Origin of the sequence: Streptomyces sp. NRRL F-5650, from assembly GCF_000721365.1 — a bacterium.
In the GTDB taxonomy this organism is placed as follows: domain Bacteria; phylum Actinomycetota; class Actinomycetes; order Streptomycetales; family Streptomycetaceae; genus Streptomyces; species Streptomyces ardesiacus.
Genome location: NZ_JOGV01000011.1, coordinates 141,238 through 160,842, shown reverse-complemented (window position 1 = coordinate 160,842; position 19,605 = coordinate 141,238). Strand labels below are relative to the sequence as shown.

Here is a 19,605-nt window from a genome sequence, read left to right as displayed (position 1 = left end):
TCTAGCGGGCCGCGGGCACGGTGGCCGCGGCGGCGTAGAGGTCGTGCCGGGTCAGGCCGAGCGCGCCGAGCGAGGGCAGGAGGACCTCCGTGATGAAGGCGCCGTTGCCGAAGCCCGTGGTGCGCACGCTCTCCCGGTCCGCGCGGTCGGGCAGCAGCTCGTGGGCGGGCATGCGGAAGGTGCGCACCACGTGGGCCAGGTCCTTCAGCGTGCCGGTGCGGTCCTCGTCGAGGTGCAGGCCCAGGATCCGCTGGTAGAAACGGCAGTGCGCCATCTCGTCCCGCCCGATCAGCCGGTAGACCTCGGCGAGGACGGGGTCCTGCGTCCGCCGGGCCAGGTCGCGCTGCTCGCGGTAGCTCACGAAGGTCGTCAGCTCCTGGAGCGCCGAGTACACGACCATCTGCCGGGGCGTCCGGTACGGCGGCTCCCAGTGGCGTGCCGTCACGGCCTCCTCGAACTCCCGCATCTGCGTCTCGGTGCGCTGGCCGCTGCGCAGCAGGTACTCGCGCAGGGCCAGCGCGTGCTTGGCCTCCTCGTAGCCCCAGTTCGCGGAGAACCACGCCTGCCCGTAGTCGCCGGCCAGCAGCGAGAGGTGGGCCTGGAGGTAGTCGGGGAGGAACATCTCGATGCCGCAGAACGTCTCGGCGGCCAGGGCCAGTTCGTCCCGGGCGGACACCTCGTCCAGCCGGTCCCAGGGGATGTCGTCGAAGACGCTCCAGCGGCGGGTGCGTTCGGCCCGCTCGAAGAAGGTCATGAACTCCCGGTGGAACGCCTCGCGCAGCGCGATCGAGGTCATCGCGCGATCCGGGCAGCGGCGGGAGCCTGCGCCGGTGCGGGCGCGGGCGCGGGCAGTTGGGTCGGCGCCTGCGGTGCGGCCCGGCCGAGCATGTCGTACAGGTCCCCGATCGTCTCCACGCCGCCGAGGGCCGCGTCCGGGACGCGCAGCCCCAGCTCCGTCTCGGCGATCACGATGATCTCGAGGAGCTGCACGGAGTCCACGCCCAGCGCGCGGATGTCGGTGTCCCGGTGCAGGGTCCCGGGGTCGCGCTGCGTCACCTGCTGGTAGGCACGCTGCAGGACCTGGGGAATGTCGGTCGGTGTCATGGGCTGTTCCTTGGGGGTTCGGTGGGCAGGGATGAGAGGTCTCCGAGGAGGTAGCGGCGGCGCATCTCCTGGCGCCGGGGTTTGCCCGAGGTCGTCTTCGCGACCGTGCCCGGGCCGACGGCCACGACGTCGCCGACGCCCAGCCCGAGCCGCCGCGACACGGTCTCCCGTACGGCGTCGCCGATGCCGGCGCTCCGGCGGGGCCGGCACTCGGCGACCACGACCACCTCCTCGGTGTCGGTGCCGGGCCGGGTGAAGGCGACCGCTCCGCCGGTGCGGACGCCGTCCACCGCCTCCGCGGCCCACTCGACGCGCTGCGGGTCGATGTTGCGCCCCTGGACGACGAGGACGTCCTTCAGCCGGCCCGTCGGGTGGAGCACACCGTCGGCCAGGTAGCCGCGGTCCCCGGTGCGCAGCCAGCCGTCGTGGGTGACCGGAACCGGCCGGTCCCGGGTCCGGTCCACGTACCCGGCGCAGACGGAGGGCCCGCGCACCCAGATCTCGCCCACCTCCCGGTCGGCGCCGGGCAGTCCGGACTCGGTGACCACACGGACCTCGTGGCCGGGGAGGGGGCGGCCGCAGCCCATGACCTCCACGGACTCGGTGCCGTCGCCGCCCGGGTCGGCACGGTCGCGGTCGCGCAGCCGGGGCCAGGAGACCCGGTCCGGGCGCGACGCGGTGCCCCTGGGGGCGATGGACACCGCGAGCGTGGACTCGGCCAGCCCGTAGCAGGGGCGCAGCGCCGCCGGGTCGAGGCCCGCCGCGCGGTGGGCGTCGGCGAAGTCCCCCAGGGTGCGGGGGCTGACCGGCTCCCCGCCGCACAGCAGGGTGTGCGCCCCGGACAGGTCGAGGCGGGCCAGGCGGTCCCGGTCGGTGCGCCGGGTGGCCAGCGCGTAGGCGAAGTTCGGGGCGCCGGTGATGGTGCCCTTCACGTCGGACAGGGTGCGCATCCACACGCCCGGGTCGCGGACGAACAGCCGGGTGGCGACCAGGGTCACCGGTACGCCGACGGCCAGGGGGGCGAGGACGAAGCCGACCAGGCCCATGTCGTGGTGGAGCGGCAGCCAGCTCACGCCGTGGTCGCGGGCCGGGTCGGCGGCGAGTGCGTCGCGCATGATGGCGAGGCTGTTGGCGGTGACCGATCCGGCGGTGGCGACGACGGCCCTGGGCCGTCCGGTGCTGCCGCTGCTGAACTGGAGGTAGGCGGTGCGCCCGGGCCGGTAGGCGGCGGGGGCCGGGGTGTCCGCGGGCTCGGCGGCCGACTCCAGTGTTTCGTAGGAGAGGTGGCGGGCCGGTGTCGCGGGCAGCAGGGCGAGCACCGTCTCCTCGGCGACGACGAGGTCGGGCCGGGCGGCGGGGAGCGACGCGCCGACGGCCTCGGCCCAGGCGTCGCGCCGTCCCAGGACCGGAGGGGGCGGGAGCGGGACCGGGACCATGCCGGCCCAGACCGCGCCGAGGAAGGCGGGGACGAACCGTCCGGGGTCGTCGGCCAGCAGCGCCACCCTGCTGCCGGGGCCCGCCCCGCACCCCGCCAGCCGCCGGGCGCGGTCGCGCACCTCGTCGAGGAGCCGGGCCCGCGACAGTTCCCGGGTGCGGCCCTCGCCGTCCACGTACCGGTGGGCCGGGGCCGGGTCCCCTTCGTACGTCTGCAGGACCGAGCAGACCCAGGCGTCGCTCACCACTGGCACAGGGCGAGGCCGCAGCTCGTGCCGCTGGCCAGCCCGAACAGGGCGACGAGGTCACCGCGGTGGAGCCGCCCGGTGCTTTCGGCCTCGACCAGTTGCAGCGGGAGGCTGCCGGTGCCGACGTTGCCGTACCGGGGGAAGACCTGGACGACGCGGTCCTGCTCGGCGCCCACGGCCTCGCAGAGGGTGCGGGTGAAGGGCACCGACGCCTGGTGGACGCAGACGAGGTCGGCGTCCCCGATCTTGAAGCCCAGCTCCGCCATCTCCCGTACGCCGTCCTGCGCGAAGCCCAGGCACGAGCGCACCAGCGACTCGGAGTCGATGCGCGGGCACCTCGGCTCGTCCGCGGTGCCGAAGTAGGGGTTGACCATGGTGGCCGCGTCCCAGCCGGCCGGGTCGGCGGCGAACCGCATGGCGATCAGGCCGGGGGCGTCGCCGGCCCGCAGCAGCAGGGCCGCGCCCATGTCGCCCCCGGTGTAGGCGGGCATGGCGTGGGCGAGGGCGGACCGGTCGGCCACCGGGAGCCGCATCAGCCGGCTGGGCAGTTCGCCGGTGACGACCAGGACCGTCGTGTGCGTCCCGGTCCTGATCAGCGCGTCGGCGGTCTGCAGGGCGTTGAGCACACCGTTGCAGGCGTTCTTCACGTCGAAGGCGGGTGCCTTCACGCCGAGTTTGTGGGCGACCACGTGTGCGGTCGCGGGTTCCTCCAGGTCCTCGCTGACCCCCGCGAAGATCAGGAGTTCCACCTCGGAGGGCGCGACGCCGGCCCGGACCAGCGCGGACTCGCCCGCCGCGGCCGCGAGATCGGACGGCAGGGTTCCCGGCGGGGCCACGCGGCGCTCTTCGAGGCCGTAGAGGCGCTCCAGCACGCCTTCCACGATGAGCAGATGGGGATTGGTCTCGCGCACCGCCTCCTCGACCTCCGCCACCGACTGGCGGCGCGGAGGATGATGAACGGCTGCGCCGGTAATCCGACTGAAGCAGGAAATGTGTCCTCCCGGGGCGCACACGGCGGCCGACCGGGCGGCAGGGCTGACGACGGCCGAGCCGAAAGACTCTCCAAGCGACCGGTCCGGAATGGACCGGTTCGCGCAGCAGAATGCCATGCGACCGGCACCCGCCCGCGCGAGCCACTCCGGGGTGTTCCCCGGTGTTCGGACGGATCTCGCGTACGACACCGCCGCCCCGCCCGGCGAGCGGCCGGGCGGGGCGGCGGACGGTACGGGGAGGGGGCGGCGGGGACTTGGCCTCCTCCCCGGGTTCGGGGCGGGCGGTCAGCCCATCTCCTCCAGGGCCTTGCCCTTGGTCTCCTTCACGAACTTCAGCACGAAGGGGATGGAGAGGGCGGCGAAGACCGTGTAGATCACGTAGGTGCCGGAGAGGTTCCAGTCGGCCAGCGACGGGAAGCTCGCGGTGATGGCCCAGTTGGCGATCCACTGCGCGGAGGCGGCCACGCCCAGGGCGGCGGCGCGGATGCGGTTGGGGAACATCTCGCCGAGGAAGACCCAGACGACCACACCCCACGAGAGGGCGAAGAAGAGGACGAAGACGTGGGCGGCGATGAGGGCGACCCAGCCCTGGGTCGCCGGGAGCTTGCCGTCGACCAGGTGGTAGGAGAAGGCCCACGCCTCCAGCGCCAGGCCGATCACCATGCCGACGGAGCCGATCAGGGCGAGCGGCTTGCGGCCGATGCGGTCCACGAAGATCATCGCGATCACGGTGCCGACGATGTTGATGATCGACGTCGTGAACGAGTAGAAGAAGGACTGCGTCGGGTCGACGCCGACCGACTGCCACAGCGTCGAGGAGTAGTAGAACGCGACGTTGATGCCGACGAACTGCTGGAAGACCGACAGGCCGATGCCGATCCAGACGATGGGCTTGAAGAAGAAGCTGCCGCCGAGCAGGTCCTTGAAGGAGGACTTCTCCTCGCGGTGCATGGCGTGCTCGATCTCGGCGACGCGGGCGTCGAAGTCGGTGTCCTTGCCCTCGACCTCTTCGAGGACCTTCCTGGCGCGTTCGCGCTTGCCGACCGAGAGCAGGAAGCGGGGGGACTCGGGGATGGCGAAGGAGAGCAGGCCGTAGAGGACGGCCGGGATCACCATGACGCCGAGCATGACCTGCCAGGCCTCCAGGCCCATCAGCTTGCCGCGCTGGTCACCGCCGGCGGCGTTCAGCAGGCCCCAGTTGACAAGCTGCGACACCGCGATGCCGACGACGATCGCGGCCTGCTGGAAGGAGCCGAGCCGGCCCCGGTAGGCGGGCGGGGAGACCTCGGCGATGTAGGCGGGGCCGATCACGGAGGCCATGCCGATGGCGAAGCCGCCGATGATGCGCCACATGGCGAGGTCCCACAGCGCGAAGGGCAGTGCGGAGCCGACGGCGCTGACGGTGAAGAGGACGGCCGCGATCTGCATGCAGCGGATGCGGCCGATGCGGTCGGCGATGCGGCCCGCGGTGGCGGCGCCGATGGCGCAGCCGATCAGGGCGATGGCGATGACCTGGGCCAGCACCGCGGAGCCGACGTCGTAGCGGTCCCGGATGGCCTCGACGGCGCCGTTGATCACGGAACTGTCGTAGCCGAACAGGAAACCGCCCATCGCGGCCGCCGCCGCGATGAAGATGACGTGCCCGAGATGATCGGGGTGAGCCGTCCCGGCTCCTGGACTGGGCGCCTGCGATGTGCTGGCCACGTGTACTCCTCGGGCTACCGGCAACGCTGCCGGGGCGGTTCACCCTTCGAGGTGCCGTTGAAGGGACCTGAAGGTAAAAGCAACGTTGCAGAGACTATGCCTTCAAGTTTCGAAGTCAATAGGGCGAGAGGTTCGAGTTTTAGGGGCGTCGGGGCAGTGCTGGGGTGGCACGTCCGTTCAAGAGTTGAAGTTAACCGTGGTCAGGACCGTGGGGTGGAGGGCTCACGGTCCTGGCGCAGCCGCTGGCTGATGACCTTCGACACACCGTCGCCCTGCATGGACACGCCGTAGAGCGCGTCGGCGACCTCCATCGTGCGCTTCTGGTGCGTGATCACGATGAGCTGCGACGCCTCCTGCAGCTCCTGCATGATCCGGATCAGCCGCTGCAGGTTGGTGTCGTCGAGCGCGGCCTCGACCTCGTCCATCACGTAGAACGGACTCGGCCGGGCCTTGAAGATCGACACCAGCATCGCCACCGCGGTCAGCGAGCGCTCCCCGCCGGAGAGCAGCGACAGCCGCTTGACCTTCTTGCCCGGGGGCCGGGCCTCGACGTCCACGCCCGTGGTGAGCATGTTGTCGGGGTCGGTCAGGACCAGCCGTCCCTCCCCGCCGGGGAAGAGGCGGCCGAAGACGCCCTCGAACTCCCTCGCGGTGTCCCGGAAGGCCTCGGTGAAGACCTGCTCGACGCGCTCGTCGACCTCCTTGACGACCTGGAGCAGGTCGGCGCGGGTCTTCTTCAGGTCCTCCAACTGCTCGCTGAGGAACTGGTGCCGTTCCTCCAGCGCCGCGAACTCCTCCAGCGCCAGCGGGTTGACCTTGCCGAGCTGCTGGTAGGCACGCTCGGCGGCCTTCAACCGCTTCTCCTGCTCGGCGCGGACGAACGGCCGCGGGCGGTTGCGCGGGTGCTCCGGGTCCTCGGGGAGCACCTCGCCCTCGGCGGGGGGCGAGGGCGGCACCTCTTGATGGGGGCCGTACTCGGCCGCGAGCCCCGCCGGTTCCACACCGAGTTCCTCCAGCGCCTTGGTCTCCAGCTGCTCGATCCGCAGCCGCTTCTCGGCGCCGAGTACCTCGCCCCGGTGAACTGAATCCGTCAACTTGTCCAGCTCCGCCTTGAGGTCGCGTCCGGCGGTGCGCGCGGCGGTCAGCTCCTGCTCGCGCCGGGCCTTGGCCGCCTCGGCGAGGGCGCGTTCCTCGTCGGCCCGGGTGAGGGAGACCTCGACGTGGGCGAGGAGCTGCCGGGCGCCGGCGGCGACCGCCTCGGCGACGGCCGCCTCGTGCCGCAGCCTGGCCCGCCGCTGCTCGGCACGCGCGCGTGCCTCGCGTTCGGCGCGGGCCGCCCGGTCCAGGGAGTCGGCCCGCCCGGCGAGCCCCTTGACCCGCTCCTCGTGCGTACGGACCTGGAGGCGGGCCTCCATCTCGGTCTGGCGGGCGTTGGCGCCGTCGGCGGCGAGGCGGTCGCGGGCGGCGGTGTCGGGCTCCTCCTCGACCGGCATCTCCTCGGCGACGGCGAGCCGCTCGGCCAGTTCCTCGGCCTCCGTCAGCGCCTTGTCGAGCGCCTCCTGCGCCCGGGCGGCAGCGGCGGCGGACCGTTCCGCCTCGCCTGCGGCACCCCGCGCCTGGCCCGCCAGCCGCCCGAGCTGCTGGGCGACCGACGACTTCTCCCGGTCGGCGGCCCGGCGCCGCTCCGCCAGCTCCTCGACGAGTGCGGCGCACTCCCGGCGCCGTGCCACGGCCGCTTCGTGTGCCCCGGCCAGCTCCTCGCACCGCACGCCCAGCTCCTCCAGCTCGGCGGCGGCCTGGTCCACGGACGCCTGCACCTCCAGGAGGCTGGGCGCGCCGGCGGTCCCGCCCTGCGCGAAGTGGGCGCCCAGCAGGTCGCCCTCGGCGGTGACCGCGGTCAGCCCGGGGCGGGCGTAGACGAGGTCCTCGGCGTCCTCCAGGGTGGCGACGACGACGATCCCCCGCAGCAGCCGGCGTACGGCGGGCATCAGCTCGGCGGGTCCCCGGACCAGGTCGGCGGCGTACGGCGGCCCCTCGCCGCGCGGCTCCTGCGCCGCGTCCTCCGGGGCGCCGGCGAGCAGCAGGGCGGCGCGGCCCGCGTCCTGCTTGCGCAGCAGGCGGATGGCGTCGGCGGCGGCCGCGGGTGAGGTCACCGCGAGGGCGTCGGCGGCGGCGCCGAAGGCGGTGGCGAGGGCCGCCTCGTGGCCGGGCGTGACGGTGAGGAGACCGGCGGCGGGGCCGAGCACGCCGCTGAGCCGGTCCTTGGCGGCGAGCAGGGCACCGGTGCCGTCCTTGCGGCGCAGGCCGGGCGCGAGGGCGTCGTGCCGGGCCCGGGTGGCGGCGCGTTCGCGTTCGGCGGCGGTGGCCGCCTCCCGGGCGGCGCCCAGCGCGGCCTCCGCCTCGGCCAGGTCCCGCTTGGCGGACTCGTGCCGGTCGGCGAGTTCCCGGTCGTCGGCGTCGAGTCCGTCGACCTCGGCCCGGAGGGTCTCGTACTCCTCCTGGGCGGCGGCGGCCCGCTCCCTGGACGCGTCGCGGGCCTCGGCCAGCCGCTCGATCTCGGCCTGGGCGGCGGCGGCGCGGGAACGGGCGGCGCCGACCTGCCCGCTGAGCCGGGCCAGTCCCTCCCGGCGGTCGGCGATGGCGCGGGCGGCGTCCTTGAGGCGGCGCTCCTCCAGGGCCAGCTCGCGTTCGAGGTCGGCGCGGTGGGCGACCGTGTCCTCCAGCGCGTGCTCGGCCGCCTCCAGCGCCGCGACGAGTTCGGCCTCCTGCTCCCGGACGCGGGCGGCCTCGCGCTCCAGGTCCTCCGGGTCACGGCCCCGGCGCTCCTCGGGCGGCGCCGAGGTGGCGCTCTTCACGCGCGCCTCCGCCAGCGAGATCGTGCCGCGCACCCGCTCGGCGAGCTGGGACAGCTCGTACCAGGTCTGCTGGGCGCGCTGGAGGCGCGGGGTGAGCCGGCGCACCTCGTCCTCCAGACCGGCCTCGCGGCGCAGCGCCTTGCCCAGCTCCTGCTCGGCGGCCTCCTTGCGCTCCTTGAGGGCGGCCTCGTCGGCGATCTCGGCCTGGAGCGCCTCGCGCATCCGTACCAGGTCGTCGGCGAGGAGCCGGAGCCGGGCGTCCCGCAGGTCGGCCTGGATGACGGCGGCCCTGCGGGCGACGGCGGCCTGCCGGCCGAGGGGCTTGAGCTGGCGCCGCAGCTCGTCGGTGAGGTCCTGCACGCGGGCGAGGTTGGCCTGCATCGCGTCCAGTTTCCTGAGCGCCTTCTCCTTGCGCTTGCGGTGCTTGAGGACGCCCGCGGCCTCCTCGATGAACGCGCGGCGCCCCATCGGGTCGGCGTGCAGGACGGAGTCGAGCTGGCCCTGTCCGACGATGACGTGCATCTCGCGGCCGATGCCGGAGTCGGAGAGCAGTTCCTGGATGTCGAGGAGACGGCAGGTGTCCCCGTTGATCTGGTACTCGCTGCCGCCGTTGCGGAACATGATCCGCGTGATGGTGACCTCGGCGTACTCGATGGGCAGGGCACCGTCGGAGTTGTCGATGGTCAGCGACACCTCGGCCCGGCCGAGCGGCGGGCGGCCGGTGGTGCCGGCGAAGATGACGTCCTCCATCTTGCCGCCGCGCAGCGACTTGGCGCCCTGTTCGCCCATGACCCAGCTGAGCGCGTCGACGACGTTGGACTTGCCCGAGCCGTTCGGGCCGACGACGCAGGTGATGCCGGGCTCGAACCGGAGCGTGGTCGCCGAGGCGAACGACTTGAATCCGCGGAGGGTCAGGGCCTTCAGGTGCACGCCGTCGGACTCTACCTCTCGGGTGTGTCTCACTCCATGAACCGGTGAACCGCCGCGGTTTCGCCGGTGAACATGCAGGGCACATCAGACGTTGAAGAGGGTGAAAGGTTGCGCGGGGCAGGGACGGGGCGAGACGGGACGGGGGCCGGGAAAGAAAGAAGGGACGCCGAAGCGTCCCTTGCAGACTCTGACACCTAGCGGTTGTACGGGCGGGCCCAACCACTGCAGTGCCGTAGTGGAGCGATGCAGTGATCAGGTGAGCGCAGGCTCCGCCTGGTGTGCGTCAACGCTCTCCATGCTCTCCATGATCCTGTCGTGAGAAGCGGCAGCCGCCAGCGCGTCCTTCTCCGCCTGGATTCGTCCGAGCTCGGATTCCAGGTCCTGGACGCGCTGCTGGAGCCGTCGCATCTCGGCGAGGAGTCGCGGGTCGGAGCCGCCGACGTAACCGAGAAGCGCCTTTGCCATGATGGATGGTCCTCCACAATGAGTGACCGACCGAAGCGGTGTGGGTCGTGAGGGAATCGCACCCGCGGTGCTTGGCACTGTGAAGTTTTCTCTGCCGTTCAACCATGCCAAACAGCTAAGGTGCGCGGGGCTTTCAGAGTCTCACCAAAAAGTTTGACGGTCAACACGATCACGCCCCGTACTGGCGGGCGCCCGGGGGCGCGCGGCCGGGGAACGGCGGCGCTGCGACTCCTGCGGGCCCCTCGGGGCGTGGCGATCATTCCTGGGTGCGGAGCCTGCCACGAGCCGCCGTTCTTGGCAACCACCTGCCCGTTTTCCTCCGGACCGCCTCCGCGGGGAGGGTCGCTCACGGCGTCCGCGGACCCTCGCGCGGCCGGTCGTCAGCGGATGGCGAAGCCCTCGTAGCCGCCGCGGGGTGTGTCCCAGATCTCGGTCACGCCGTCCACGCGCCCGGGCGTGTCGTCACCGCGCAGCCATTCCAGCAGTCCTTCGCAGCGCTCGCGCGGCCCCTCGGCGACGACCTGGACGCGGCCGTCGCCCAGATTGAGAGCAAAACCACTCATCCCGCCGAGTTCCAGCGCCCTGGCCCGCGTGAACCAGCGGAAACCCACGCCCTGGACCTGTCCGCGCACCCACGCGACCAGTCGTACATCCTCGCTCATGACTGCAACCTAACCAGTCAATGTCCCGCGCGACACTTCACCCCCAGGCGCCATGCGGTACCGTCCCGGTCCAATGAATCCCACATGAAACTCACTCGATCGTGTGAGTTCCGTGTTGATCGTGAGCACAGTCGACCGCGGGGCACGCCCGGCGCGAGGACGAGGACGAGGAAGGCCAGGACATGGGACGCCACCGACGCTCCGCCGCCGGCCGCGCCGCCACGGGCCGCGCCGCGGGAGACCAGGGGACGGACGGCACGGCGACGGGACGGGGCCGCGATCCCCTGACGCCGGGCCCGGGCAAGGCGGGCGAGGCCCCCACGATGGGGATCGCCCCCTATCTGAACCCCGAGGCGTACGCCGAGGTCCGTGCCAGGAGCGACGCCTACCTGTTCGCGGACGGCCCGGACGGCCCGGACGGCGAGGCCCCGCAGGCCGGCCGCACCGTCGCCTTCCCCGCCGACGGCTACACGCCCGACGGCGGCTCGCAGCCGGGCGGAGGGCGCCGTCGCCGTCGCCGGAAGATGGGCACCGGCGTCCGCACGGGTCTGCTCGGGGTGTCCGCGGCGGTCGCCATCGGCACGGTGGCGGTGGCCACCGGCGCGGTACCCGGCCTCGACAACTACCGAATAGGCGGCGGCAGCAGCGGCGACCCGGTGCGGGCCCAGGAGGCCCCGGCCAACGGCCCCTCCCAGCAGGGCGGCACGTCGGGCAGTGCCGACCCCGGCCGCGACGACGCCGGCACGTCGGAACGCGGCGCCGACCGCTCAGCCCCGCCCTCCCGGACCTCCTCGTCCCCGTCGGCGAAGGAGTCCTCGAAGGACGGCTCCCCGTCTCCCTCGGCCGCCCCCTCCACGTCGGCACCGGCCGCCAAGCCCGCCGCCCCGGCCGGAACGCCGTCGAAGACCGGGAAGCAGAGGACGACGCCGAGCACCGACCCGAAGCCGGAACCCGCACCCTCCCGCACGGCCACCCAGCGGCCCGGCGCTCCCGCCGCCCTCTCGGAGGCGGCCGTCGCCGAGGCGCAGGTGCTCAAGCTGGTCAACGACGAACGCGCCAAGGCGGGCTGCAGCCCCGTGGCCGCCAACAGCGCCCTGCGCGAACTGGCCGAGGACTTCAGCAGGGCCATGGCCACCCAGGGCTTCTTCGACCACACCGACCCCAGCGGCGCGACGCCCTGGGACCGGGCGGCGGCAGCGGGCATCAGCGGCCTCGGCGGCGAGAACATAGCCCGCGGCCAGGCCGACGCCCAGGCCGTGATGGACGCCTGGATGGCCAGCCCCGGCCACCGGGCCAACATCCTGAACTGCGACTTCAAGACCCTGGGGGTCGGCGTCCACTTCGGCTCCGGCGGCCCGTGGTGGACGCAGGACTTCGGCTACTGACCCCCGCCCCGCGCGGTCTGCGGCGCAGCGCTGTGCTCACGTACGCTGGTGGCATGTCGACCACGCAGGAACGCACGGCGGAGCAGGATCTGCCGTACGACGTGTTCTCCCGGGCCTGTCCCTCGCGCGGCACCCTGGAGCACGTCACGGGCCGCTGGGGCGCGCTGACGCTCGGCGCGCTGCACGAGGGGTCGTTCCGGTTCAACGAGCTGCGGCGCCGGGTGGACGGCGTCAGCGAGAAGATGCTGGCCCAGACCCTGCACGCGCTGGAGCGCGACGGGCTGGTGCACCGCGAGGCGCAGCCCACCAACCCGCCCCGGGTGGACTACGAGCTGACGCCGCTGGGCCACGAGGTGGCCGAGCGGCTGCTGGCGCTCATCCAGTGCGTCGAGGGACGGATGGACGAGGTGCTGGCCTCGCGCGAGCGCTACGAGCGGCGGCGGGCGTCTACGGCGTGACCCTCGGCGGGCGCTGGCACTTCGGGCAGAAGTAGCTGGAGCGGTTCATCCACGGCCGGCGGCGCACGGGCGTGCCGCAGCGGCGGCAGGGCAGGCCCTCGCGGCCGTAGGCGTCGAGGGAGCGGTCGAAGTAGCCGGACTCGCCGTTGACGTTGACGTACAGGCTGTCGAAGCTGGTGCCGCCGACGGCGAGGGCCGCGTTCATCACGTCCCGGATGTGGCCGAGGAGTTCGGTGGTGCGGGGGCGGGTGAGGGTCGCCGTGGGGCGTTCGTAGTGCAGGCGGGCGCGCCACAGGGCCTCGTCCGCGTAGATGTTGCCGACGCCGCTGATCAGGGACTGGTCGAGCAGGGCGCGTTTGACCGTGGTCCGCTTGCGGCGCAGCGCCCGGTGGAAGGCCTCGTCGTCGAAGAGGGGGTCCAGCGGGTCGCGGGCGATGTGCGCTACGACGTCGGGCAGGCCGTCGGGGGTCGTGTCGTGCAGGGAGAGGCCGCCGAAGGTGCGCTGGTCGACGAAGCGGAGCTCGGTGCCGAGGGCGTCGGCGAAGCGGACCCGGACGCGCAGGTGTTTCTCGGCGGGTGCCTCGTGCGGCTGGACCAGGAGCTGGCCGCTCATGCCGAGGTGGGCGAGGACCGCCTGGCCGGTGTCCTCCAGCGGCAGCCACAGGTACTTGCCGCGGCGGCTTGGGGTACCGACGCGGTGGCCCTTGAGACGGTGGGCGAAGTCGTCGGGTCCGGCGATGTGGCGGCGTACCGCGCGCGGGTGCAGCACCTCGGCGTCGGCGACGGTCCGGTGGGCGACCCAGCGCTCCAGGCCGCGACGGACGACCTCCACCTCGGGCAACTCGGGCATGGCTTCCCCTCGGGTGGGCCGGTGGGCGGGCGACGAGCCGAGCGCCCGCCCCGGGGGCGGGGCGGGCGCTCGGACCGTGCGGTGGGCGGGTCAGGCGGAGGCGGACGCCCCGTCGGGGTCCACGTCGACGGCGTTCGCCGTCGCCTTGGCGCGCTCGTCCGCCGCGGCCCGGATGGACCGCCACGCGGATTCCGCGGCCTGCTGCTCCGCCTCCTTCTTGCTGCGGCCGGTGCCGGTGCCGTACGAGACGCCTCCGACGCGGGCGGCAGCAGTGAAGGTCTTCTCGTGGTCCGGGCCGGTCTCCGTGACCAGGTACTCGGGAACGCCGAGCCCTTCGGTCGCGGTGAGTTCCTGGAGGCTGGTCTTCCAGTCCAGGCCGGCACCGAGGTTCGAGGACTTCTCGATCAGCGGGTCGAACAGGCGGTGCACCAGTTCGGAGGCCGCGTCGAGACCCTGGTCGAGATAGACCGCGCCGATCACCGCTTCGAGGGTGTCGGCGAGGATGGACGCCTTGTCCCGGCCGCCCGTGCCCTCTTCGCCCCGGCCGAGCCGGATGAAGGAGCCGAGTTCGAGCCCTCGGCCCACCTCTGCCAGCGCACGCGAGTTGACCACCGCGGCCCGCAGCTTGGCCAGCTGGCCTTCGGGCAGGTCGGGGTGGGTGCGGTACAGCGTGTCCGTGACAACGAGGCCGAGGACGGAGTCACCGAGGAACTCCAGCCGCTCGTTCGTCGGCAGACCGCCGTTCTCGTACGCGTAGGAACGGTGGGTCAGCGCACGCACCAGAAGGGCGGACTCGAGCTGGTAGCCGAGCCGCCCTTCCAGAAGCGTGTGGGACGAGGCCTGGGTGTCCGCCTTCTTCTTGGCGGGTGGGTCCGCCTTGGCGTCTTCCGCCTTCTTGGGGACTGACACAGTGCCTCTCACCAGCCGCTCAGACCTCGAGGACCTGGCGCTTGTTGTAAGTGCCGCAAGACGGGCACGCGATGTGCTGCTGCTTGGGCTCGTGGCAGCGCTCGCACGCAACCAGGGTGGGGACCGCAGCCTTCCACTGCGACCGGCGGTGGCGCGTGTTGCTGCGCGACATCTTCCGCTTCGGAACAGCCACGGCTACTTCTCCTGCTTCTCGGCGGCGTCCGCGGAATCTGGCCCGTCGCCGCTCATCTCGTCCTTCTCGCCGTCTCCGAGTGAACCGGCGAGTCCCTGCAATGCCGCCCAACGAATGTCGACGGCGTCGTGGTGGTGGTCCGGGTCGTCCGCCAGGCGCACTCCGCACTGGGAGCACAGACCCGGGCAGTCTTCCTGGCACACCGGCTGCATCGGCAGTGCGAGCACCACCGCGTCGCGCAGCACGGGTTCGAGGCCGATCAGGCCGTCCTCGACGAAAAGCCTGTCCTCGTCGTCCTCGGCGTCGTCGCCCGGTTCCGCCACGGGGCGGCCACGGTCGTCGGCGTCAGGGTACGAGAACAGTTCCTGGAAGTCCGCTTCGAGCTGCTGCTCGAGCGGCTCCAGACACCTTACGCACTCCCCCTGGGCCCTGGCACGGGCGGTGCCCGTGACGAGCACCCCTTCCATGACCGACTCGAGCCGGAGATCGAGTTCCACCGGGGCGCCTTCCGGCACTCCGATGACGCCCTGGAGACCGAAGTCCTTGGGAGCGTCGACCGTGCGGGTCAGGCGCTGGAGCGCACCGGGCCGCCGTCCCAGCTCGTGCGTGTCGAACACGAGGGGGTCGCGGTGGTCGAGGCGCGCGTTCAGAACCATTCCTGCTTTCGGTCTTCGTGGGTGGGGGCGCCGCCCTTCGGTGTTCCCGGGCAGCGGCGATCGCGGACGTACGCGCGACCGAAGAGCCAGGATACTGGACCATGCGCTCTCGTCCCAATCCGGGCCGGAGCCCCCGGCGCCGCTAGAGGCCGCGGCCCTGTTCGTAGGCCCTGAGCTGCTCGGCGCTGATCATGCTGGTGTCGAAGAGGCTGGTCTCGTCGAGCGCCTGCGGCTGGGCCTGCGGGGCGTGCGCCGGCTGCGGGGGCTGGGCGTAGCCCTGCTGGGCGTCGTAGGGCTGCCGGCCGCCGTCGTACGGGTACGCGTACGGGTCGGCACCCTGCTGCTGGTAGCCGTACGGGTCCTGGCCGGCGTCGTAGGTCTGCTGGTAGGCCGCGTAGGGGTCGGGCTGCTGCTGCGGGACGTAGCCGTACGCCGGGTCCTGGGCCGGCATCTCCGGCACGGCCTGGGCCGCGGCGGGCTGCCGTTCGCCGTACCGGGGCTGCTCGGCGGGGGCGGGCGCCGGGACGGGGGCGTCGGCGAGATCCGCGAGGCCGGCGAGGTAGTCGGCGTCGCTGGAGTGCTGGACGGTGCTGGTGTCGTCGGCGAGGACCCCGAGGTCGTCGGTGGCGATCCGGCCGTGCAGCTTCTGGCGGCCCTTGCCGACCGCTTCCAGCGTCTTGGCCAGCACGGCCTCGAAGGCGCCGAGCTTGGTGTCGACGTAGGCGTCGGCGTCGCGGCGCAGGGTCTCGGGGTCGTGGCTGCGCTCGGGGGCGTCCTCGTCCTCGTAGCCGTGCTCGTCGAGGCCGGGTCCGGTGCCCAGGAGCTTCTCGCGGCCCCGTCCGACGGAGCCGAGGGTCTTGGTGAGGACGACCTCGAAGTTGGCGAGCTTGGAGTCGACGTAGTCGTCGGCCTCGGCGCGGACCTCCTCGGCCTCCTGGCGGGCCTCGGCGAGGATCCGGTCGGCCTCGGCCTGGGAGCGGCGGGCGACCTCGGTGCCGGCGATCAGGGAACCACGTTCGGCGTGCGCGCTCTCGATGATCCGCTCGGCCTCCTGGCGGGCCTCGGCGACCATCTGCTCACGGTCGCCGATCAGCTCCTGCGCCTGGGCGAGGGAACCGGGCAGCTCCGCGCGGAGCTCTTCCAGCAGCGAGAGCAGTTCGGCGCGGTTGACCACGCACGAGGCCGACATGGGCATGGCGCGGGCGCCGGAGACCATCGCGGTGATCTCGTCGAGCTTGTTCTGCACGTCCACCGTGTGCTCGCCACTCTCTACAGCTGTGTTGGAGACGGTCGGGACGACTGTACGACCCCGGGACGCCCCGGGGACACCGGGTGACGGATTGTCAGGCTCCGGAGACTGCGCGGCGGGGCGGTCAGCGGTTCCGCAGGCGCTCGGTGAGGGCTTCGAGGACCAGCGGCGGCACCAGGTGGGAGATGTCGCCGCCCCAGGTCGCGACCTCCTTGACCAGGGAGGACGACATGAAGCTGTAGGTCGGGTTGGTGGGGACGAAGAGCGTCTCCACACCCGAGAGGCCGTTGTTCATCTGGGCCATCTGCAGCTCGTAGTCGAAGTCGCTGACCGCGCGCAGGCCCTTGACGATGGCCGGGATCTCGCGCTGCTTGCAGAAGTCGACCAGCAGCCCGTGGAAGGACTCGACCCGGACGTTGCCGTACTCGGCCGTGACCTGGCGGATGAGGTCGATCCGCTCGTCGATCTCGAACAGGCTCTTCTTGGACCGGTTGATCATCACCGCGACGTAGACCTCGTCGTAGAGGCTGGAGGCACGGGCGATGATGTCGAGGTGTCCGTTGTGGATTGGGTCGAATGACCCGGGACAGACGGCACGGCGCACTTGTGTTCCCTCGCTCTCCGGTCCGGTCATCGTGCGTCTTCGCACGTAGAGGCGGCGCGACCGTACCAAAACGTTCCCTCGCCGTAGCGACGGGACCGGATCGCCTCGAAGCCGTCCGGCCAGCGGAATTCGCCGCCTCTGGTGCTGCGCTCCACGGTGACGAGCGCTTCCCGCGCGAGCCACCCCTCCGTACGGAGTGTGAGCAGGATCTCCCGAAGATCGTCGTCCGAGACGGCGTACGGCGGGTCCAGGAAGACGACGTCGTACGGCTCCCCCGGGGCCGGCGTGCGGATGATCTGTTCCGCTTTGCCCGCCCTGACCTCGGCGCCGGGCAGACCGAGGGAGTCGACGTTCGCCCGGACCGTGCGGACGGCGCGGGCGTCGGCCTCGACGAGCAGCACGTGCCCCGCGCCGCGGGACAGCGCCTCCAGGCCGACGGCGCCGGACCCCGCGTACAGGTCGAGGACGCGTTCGCCGTCCAGCGGGCCGCCGAGCAGGGACTGCCAGGTGGAGAGCAGGCCCTCGCGCGCGCGGTCGGAGGTGGGGCGGGTACCGGTTCCCGGCGGGACGGCCAGGCGACGTCCGCCGGCCTTGCCGGCGATCACGCGGGTCATTTCTGCGTCCTTGTCGGTGTGCTCGGGTGGACGGACGGTGTCCGCTGCCAGTCTCTCAGCCCTTCTCCAGGTACTGCTCCCGCTCCTCGTCCAGCAGCGCCTCCAAGGCCGTGCGCAGCCCCGGCAGGCCGGTCAGCTCCGGGTCGGCGGCGACGACGGCGGCCGCCTCACGTCTCGCCTCGGCGATGATCTCCTCGTCCTCGATGACGGCGAGGACGCGCAGGGAGGTGCGCGCGCCGGACTGGGCCTGGCCGAGGACGTCGCCCTCGCGGCGCTGTTCGAGGTCGATGCGGGACAGCTCGAAGCCGTCGCGGGTGCTCGCGACGGCGTTCAGCCGCTGCCGGGCCGCGCTCGCCTCGGGCATCTCGCTGACCAGCAGGCACAGGCCGGGGGCGGAGCCACGGCCGACGCGGCCGCGCAGTTGGTGGAGCTGGGAGACGCCGAAGCGGTCGGCGTCCATGATCACCATCGCGGTGGCGTTGGGGACGTTCACACCGACCTCGATGACGGTGGTGGCGACCAGGACGTCCGTCTCCCCGGCGGCGAAGCGGCGCATGACCGCGTCCTTGTCGTCGGGCGGCATCCGGCCGTGCAGGACCTCCACCTCGAGCCCTTGGAGCGGCCCCTTGGCCAGGCCCTCGGCGACGTCGAGGACGGCGAGCGGGGGCCGCTTCTCGGCGTCGTCCTCCGGGGGCCGCCCGGAGGGCTTGGCGCCCTTCTTCGGGTCGTCGTCCTCGTCGCCGATGCGCGGGCAGACGACGTACGCCTGGTGGCCGTTGGACACCTCCTCGCGGACCCGCTCCCAGGCCCGCGCGAGGAAGTGGGGCTTGTCGGCGGCCGGGACCACGTGGCTGGCGATGGGGGACCGGCCGGCCGGGAGCTGGTCCAGGACGGAGGTCTCCAGGTCGCCGAAGACGGTCATGGCGACGGTGCGCGGGATGGGGGTGGCGGTCATGACGAGCAGGTGCGGGGGCCGCTTGCCCTTGCCGCGCAGGGCGTCGCGCTGCTCGACGCCGAAGCGGTGCTGCTCGTCGACGACGACCAGGCCGAGGTCGTGGAACTGGACCTTGTCCTCGATCAGCGCGTGGGTGCCGATGACGATGCCGGCCTCGCCGGTGGCCAGGTCGAGCAGGGCGTGCCGGCGGGCTGCGGCGCCCATGGAACCGGTGAGCAGCACCACCTTGGTGGCGTGTTCGGCGCCGCCGAGCATCCCGCCCTCGGCCAGCTCGCCCATCATCTCGACCACCGACCGGTGGTGCTGCTGGGCCAAAACCTCGGTGGGCGCCAGCATCACGGCCTGCCCACCGGAGTCGACGACGGCGAGCATGGCGCGCAGGGCGACCAGGGTCTTGCCGCTGCCCACCTCGCCCTGGAGCAGCCGGTGCATCGGGTGGTCGGTGGCGAGGTCGTCGAAGATCTCGCGGGAGACCCGCTGCTGGCCCTCGGTGAGGGTGAAGGGGAGCCGGTCGTCGAAGGCGGTGAGCAGGCCGTCGGGACTCGGCCTGCGGGGGACGGCGGGGAGCTGGGTCTCGGCGTGGCGGCGGCGGGCGAGGGCGACCTGGAGGACGAAGGCCTCGTCCCACTTCAGGCGGGCGCGGGCGTCCTCGATGTCGGCCTTGGTGTGCGGACGGTGGATCTTGAGGAGGGCCTCGGGCAGGGAGACCAGGCCCCGTCCCTCGCGCAGCGGCCCGGGGAGCGGGTCGACGGCCTCCTGGGCGCTGGGCAGCACGGTCTGGATCGCCTTGGCGAGCTTCCAGGACTCCAGCTTGGCGGTGGCCGGGTAGAGGGGGATGAGGGCACCCGCCCAGGACTCGACGGTCTCCTCGCCCTCGGCGTCGCCTCGCAGCAACTCGTACGCCGGGTGGGCGAGTTGCAGCCGGCGGTTGAAGACCGAGACCTTGCCGGCGAACATCGCCCGGGTGCCCGGCAGGAGTTCCTTGTGGGGCTTGTGCACGCCGTTGCCGAAGAAGACCAGTTGGAGGCGGCCGCTGCCGTCGGTGATGGTCACCTCGAGGCGCTGTCCCTTGCCGCGCGGGGCCTTCGACGAGGCGAAGGAGTGCAGACGGGCGTCGGCGACCTGGGCGACCACGGTGACGTGCTCGTCCATGGGGAGGTCGGCGAGGTGGGTGAGCTGACCGCGCTCCTCGTACCTGCGGGGGTAGTGGTGGAGGAGGTCGCCGACGGTGTGCAGGCCGAGGTGCTCGGCCATCACCTTCGCGGTGGCGGGGCCGAGCACCTTCTTCAGGGGTTCTCGCAGTGCGGGCACGGGATCCATTGCACACCACGCCACTGA

General features: G+C 72.6%; 18 protein-coding genes. 2 read left to right on the top strand and 16 right to left on the bottom strand.

The genetic code is table 11. From position 1 onward, the window contains the following. Position 1 precedes the first annotated feature (1 nt). The 8 genes from IG88_RS0113465 to IG88_RS0113430 form a co-directional block, all read right to left on the bottom strand. A complete protein-coding gene (locus IG88_RS0113465) occupies positions 2-796 on the bottom strand; it encodes an acyl-ACP desaturase (protein ID WP_051851891.1) in 795 nt (264 codons plus the stop codon). Continuing rightward, positions 793-1,104 (bottom strand): acyl carrier protein, encoded by a 312-nt coding sequence (locus IG88_RS0113460; protein ID WP_031039500.1) that lies wholly within the window; start codon positions 1,102-1,104, stop codon positions 793-795. The genes IG88_RS0113465 and IG88_RS0113460 overlap by 4 nt, the downstream gene beginning before the upstream one ends. Beyond that, positions 1,101-2,783, bottom strand: a complete 1,683-nt coding sequence (locus IG88_RS0113455) for an AMP-binding protein (protein WP_158853914.1) — start codon at positions 2,781-2,783, stop codon at positions 1,101-1,103. The genes IG88_RS0113460 and IG88_RS0113455 overlap by 4 nt, the downstream gene beginning before the upstream one ends. Further along, the gene (locus tag IG88_RS0113450) at positions 2,780-3,697 is read right to left on the bottom strand and encodes a 3-oxoacyl-ACP synthase III family protein (RefSeq protein WP_234332139.1); all 918 of its coding nucleotides are present in this window, start codon (positions 3,695-3,697) and stop codon (positions 2,780-2,782) included. Before IG88_RS0113450 ends, IG88_RS0113455 begins: the two co-directional genes overlap by 4 nt. Before the next feature lie 366 nt (positions 3,698-4,063). Further along, positions 4,064-5,482, bottom strand: a complete 1,419-nt coding sequence (locus IG88_RS0113445) for a sugar porter family MFS transporter (RefSeq protein WP_031039489.1) — start codon at positions 5,480-5,482, stop codon at positions 4,064-4,066. A gap of 200 nt (positions 5,483-5,682) precedes the next feature. After that, on the bottom strand, positions 5,683-9,267 hold the full coding sequence (gene smc / locus IG88_RS0113440; protein ID WP_031039487.1) for a chromosome segregation protein SMC: 3,585 nt from the start codon (positions 9,265-9,267) through the stop codon (positions 5,683-5,685). Between the two features lie 252 nt (positions 9,268-9,519). Next, positions 9,520-9,732 carry a hypothetical protein gene (locus IG88_RS0113435; protein WP_030188592.1) on the bottom strand — a complete coding sequence of 71 codons (213 nt, stop codon included), beginning with the start codon at positions 9,730-9,732 and terminating at the stop codon, positions 9,520-9,522. Positions 9,733-10,112: 380 nt separating this feature from the next. Then, a complete protein-coding gene (locus tag IG88_RS0113430) occupies positions 10,113-10,394 on the bottom strand; it encodes an acylphosphatase (RefSeq protein ID WP_003973419.1) in 282 nt (93 codons plus the stop codon). A gap of 182 nt (positions 10,395-10,576) precedes the next feature. Here IG88_RS0113430 and IG88_RS0113425 point away from each other — a divergent pair, with 182 nt between their 5' ends. Together IG88_RS0113425 and IG88_RS0113420 are read left to right on the top strand one after the other, a co-directional pair. Further along, positions 10,577-11,779, top strand: coding sequence for a CAP domain-containing protein (locus tag IG88_RS0113425; RefSeq protein ID WP_031039481.1), 1,203 nt, complete (start codon positions 10,577-10,579; stop codon positions 11,777-11,779). A gap of 53 nt (positions 11,780-11,832) precedes the next feature. Further along, positions 11,833-12,237, top strand: a complete 405-nt coding sequence (locus IG88_RS0113420) for a winged helix-turn-helix transcriptional regulator (RefSeq protein ID WP_031039477.1) — start codon at positions 11,833-11,835, stop codon at positions 12,235-12,237. On the opposite strand, the gene mutM is transcribed toward IG88_RS0113420, so the two are convergent. The 8 genes from mutM to recG all read right to left on the bottom strand — a co-directional run bounded on the left by mutM (position 12,227) and on the right by recG (position 19,587). Then, a complete protein-coding gene (mutM, locus tag IG88_RS0113415) occupies positions 12,227-13,087 on the bottom strand; it encodes a bifunctional DNA-formamidopyrimidine glycosylase/DNA-(apurinic or apyrimidinic site) lyase (protein ID WP_031039475.1) in 861 nt (286 codons plus the stop codon). The genes IG88_RS0113420 and mutM overlap by 11 nt on opposite strands. Before the next feature lie 90 nt (positions 13,088-13,177). After that, positions 13,178-14,008 carry a ribonuclease III gene (gene rnc, locus IG88_RS0113410; protein ID WP_051851890.1) on the bottom strand — a complete coding sequence of 277 codons (831 nt, stop codon included), beginning with the start codon at positions 14,006-14,008 and terminating at the stop codon, positions 13,178-13,180. Positions 14,009-14,015: 7 nt separating this feature from the next. After that, complete coding sequence (gene rpmF / locus IG88_RS0113405) at positions 14,016-14,189, bottom strand: 50S ribosomal protein L32 (RefSeq protein ID WP_003951102.1); 174 nt, start codon at positions 14,187-14,189, stop codon at positions 14,016-14,018. 2 nt (positions 14,190-14,191) lie between these two features. Next, entirely contained in the window at positions 14,192-14,845 is a 654-nt protein-coding gene (locus IG88_RS0113400) for a YceD family protein (protein ID WP_031039469.1), read from the bottom strand. Between the two features lie 142 nt (positions 14,846-14,987). Then, on the bottom strand, positions 14,988-16,097 hold the full coding sequence (locus IG88_RS0113395; RefSeq protein WP_031039467.1) for an ATP synthase F0 subunit B: 1,110 nt from the start codon (positions 16,095-16,097) through the stop codon (positions 14,988-14,990). 121 nt (positions 16,098-16,218) lie between these two features. After that, positions 16,219-16,698, bottom strand: a complete 480-nt coding sequence (gene coaD / locus IG88_RS0113390) for a pantetheine-phosphate adenylyltransferase (protein ID WP_107071696.1) — start codon at positions 16,696-16,698, stop codon at positions 16,219-16,221. Between the two features lie 26 nt (positions 16,699-16,724). After that, positions 16,725-17,312 (bottom strand): 16S rRNA (guanine(966)-N(2))-methyltransferase RsmD, encoded by a 588-nt coding sequence (gene rsmD / locus IG88_RS0113385; RefSeq protein ID WP_031039461.1) that lies wholly within the window; start codon positions 17,310-17,312, stop codon positions 16,725-16,727. 55 nt (positions 17,313-17,367) lie between these two features. Continuing rightward, positions 17,368-19,587 carry an ATP-dependent DNA helicase RecG gene (gene recG, locus IG88_RS0113380; protein ID WP_031039458.1) on the bottom strand — a complete coding sequence of 740 codons (2,220 nt, stop codon included), beginning with the start codon at positions 19,585-19,587 and terminating at the stop codon, positions 17,368-17,370. Positions 19,588-19,605: the final 18 nt, after the last annotated feature.

Bases quoted from the DNA above. Each gene is read 5' to 3' on its own strand.
- IG88_RS0113465 (WP_051851891.1), bottom strand. From the start codon at position 796: ATGACCTCGATCGCGCTGCGCGAGGCGTTCCACCGGGAGTTCATGACC.
- IG88_RS0113460 (WP_031039500.1), bottom strand. From the start codon at position 1,104: ATGACACCGACCGACATTCCCCAGGTCCTGCAGCGTGCCTACCAGCAG.
- IG88_RS0113435 (WP_030188592.1), bottom strand. From the start codon at position 9,732: ATGGCAAAGGCGCTTCTCGGTTACGTCGGCGGCTCCGACCCGCGACTC.
- IG88_RS0113430 (WP_003973419.1), bottom strand. From the start codon at position 10,394: ATGAGCGAGGATGTACGACTGGTCGCGTGGGTGCGCGGACAGGTCCAG.
- IG88_RS0113425 (WP_031039481.1), top strand. From the start codon at position 10,577: ATGGGACGCCACCGACGCTCCGCCGCCGGCCGCGCCGCCACGGGCCGC.
- IG88_RS0113420 (WP_031039477.1), top strand. From the start codon at position 11,833: ATGTCGACCACGCAGGAACGCACGGCGGAGCAGGATCTGCCGTACGAC.
- mutM (WP_031039475.1), bottom strand. From the start codon at position 13,087: ATGCCCGAGTTGCCCGAGGTGGAGGTCGTCCGTCGCGGCCTGGAGCGC.
- IG88_RS0113400 (WP_031039469.1), bottom strand. From the start codon at position 14,845: ATGGTTCTGAACGCGCGCCTCGACCACCGCGACCCCCTCGTGTTCGAC.
- rsmD (WP_031039461.1), bottom strand. From the start codon at position 17,312: ATGACCCGCGTGATCGCCGGCAAGGCCGGCGGACGTCGCCTGGCCGTC.
- recG (WP_031039458.1), bottom strand. From the start codon at position 19,587: ATGGATCCCGTGCCCGCACTGCGAGAACCCCTGAAGAAGGTGCTCGGC.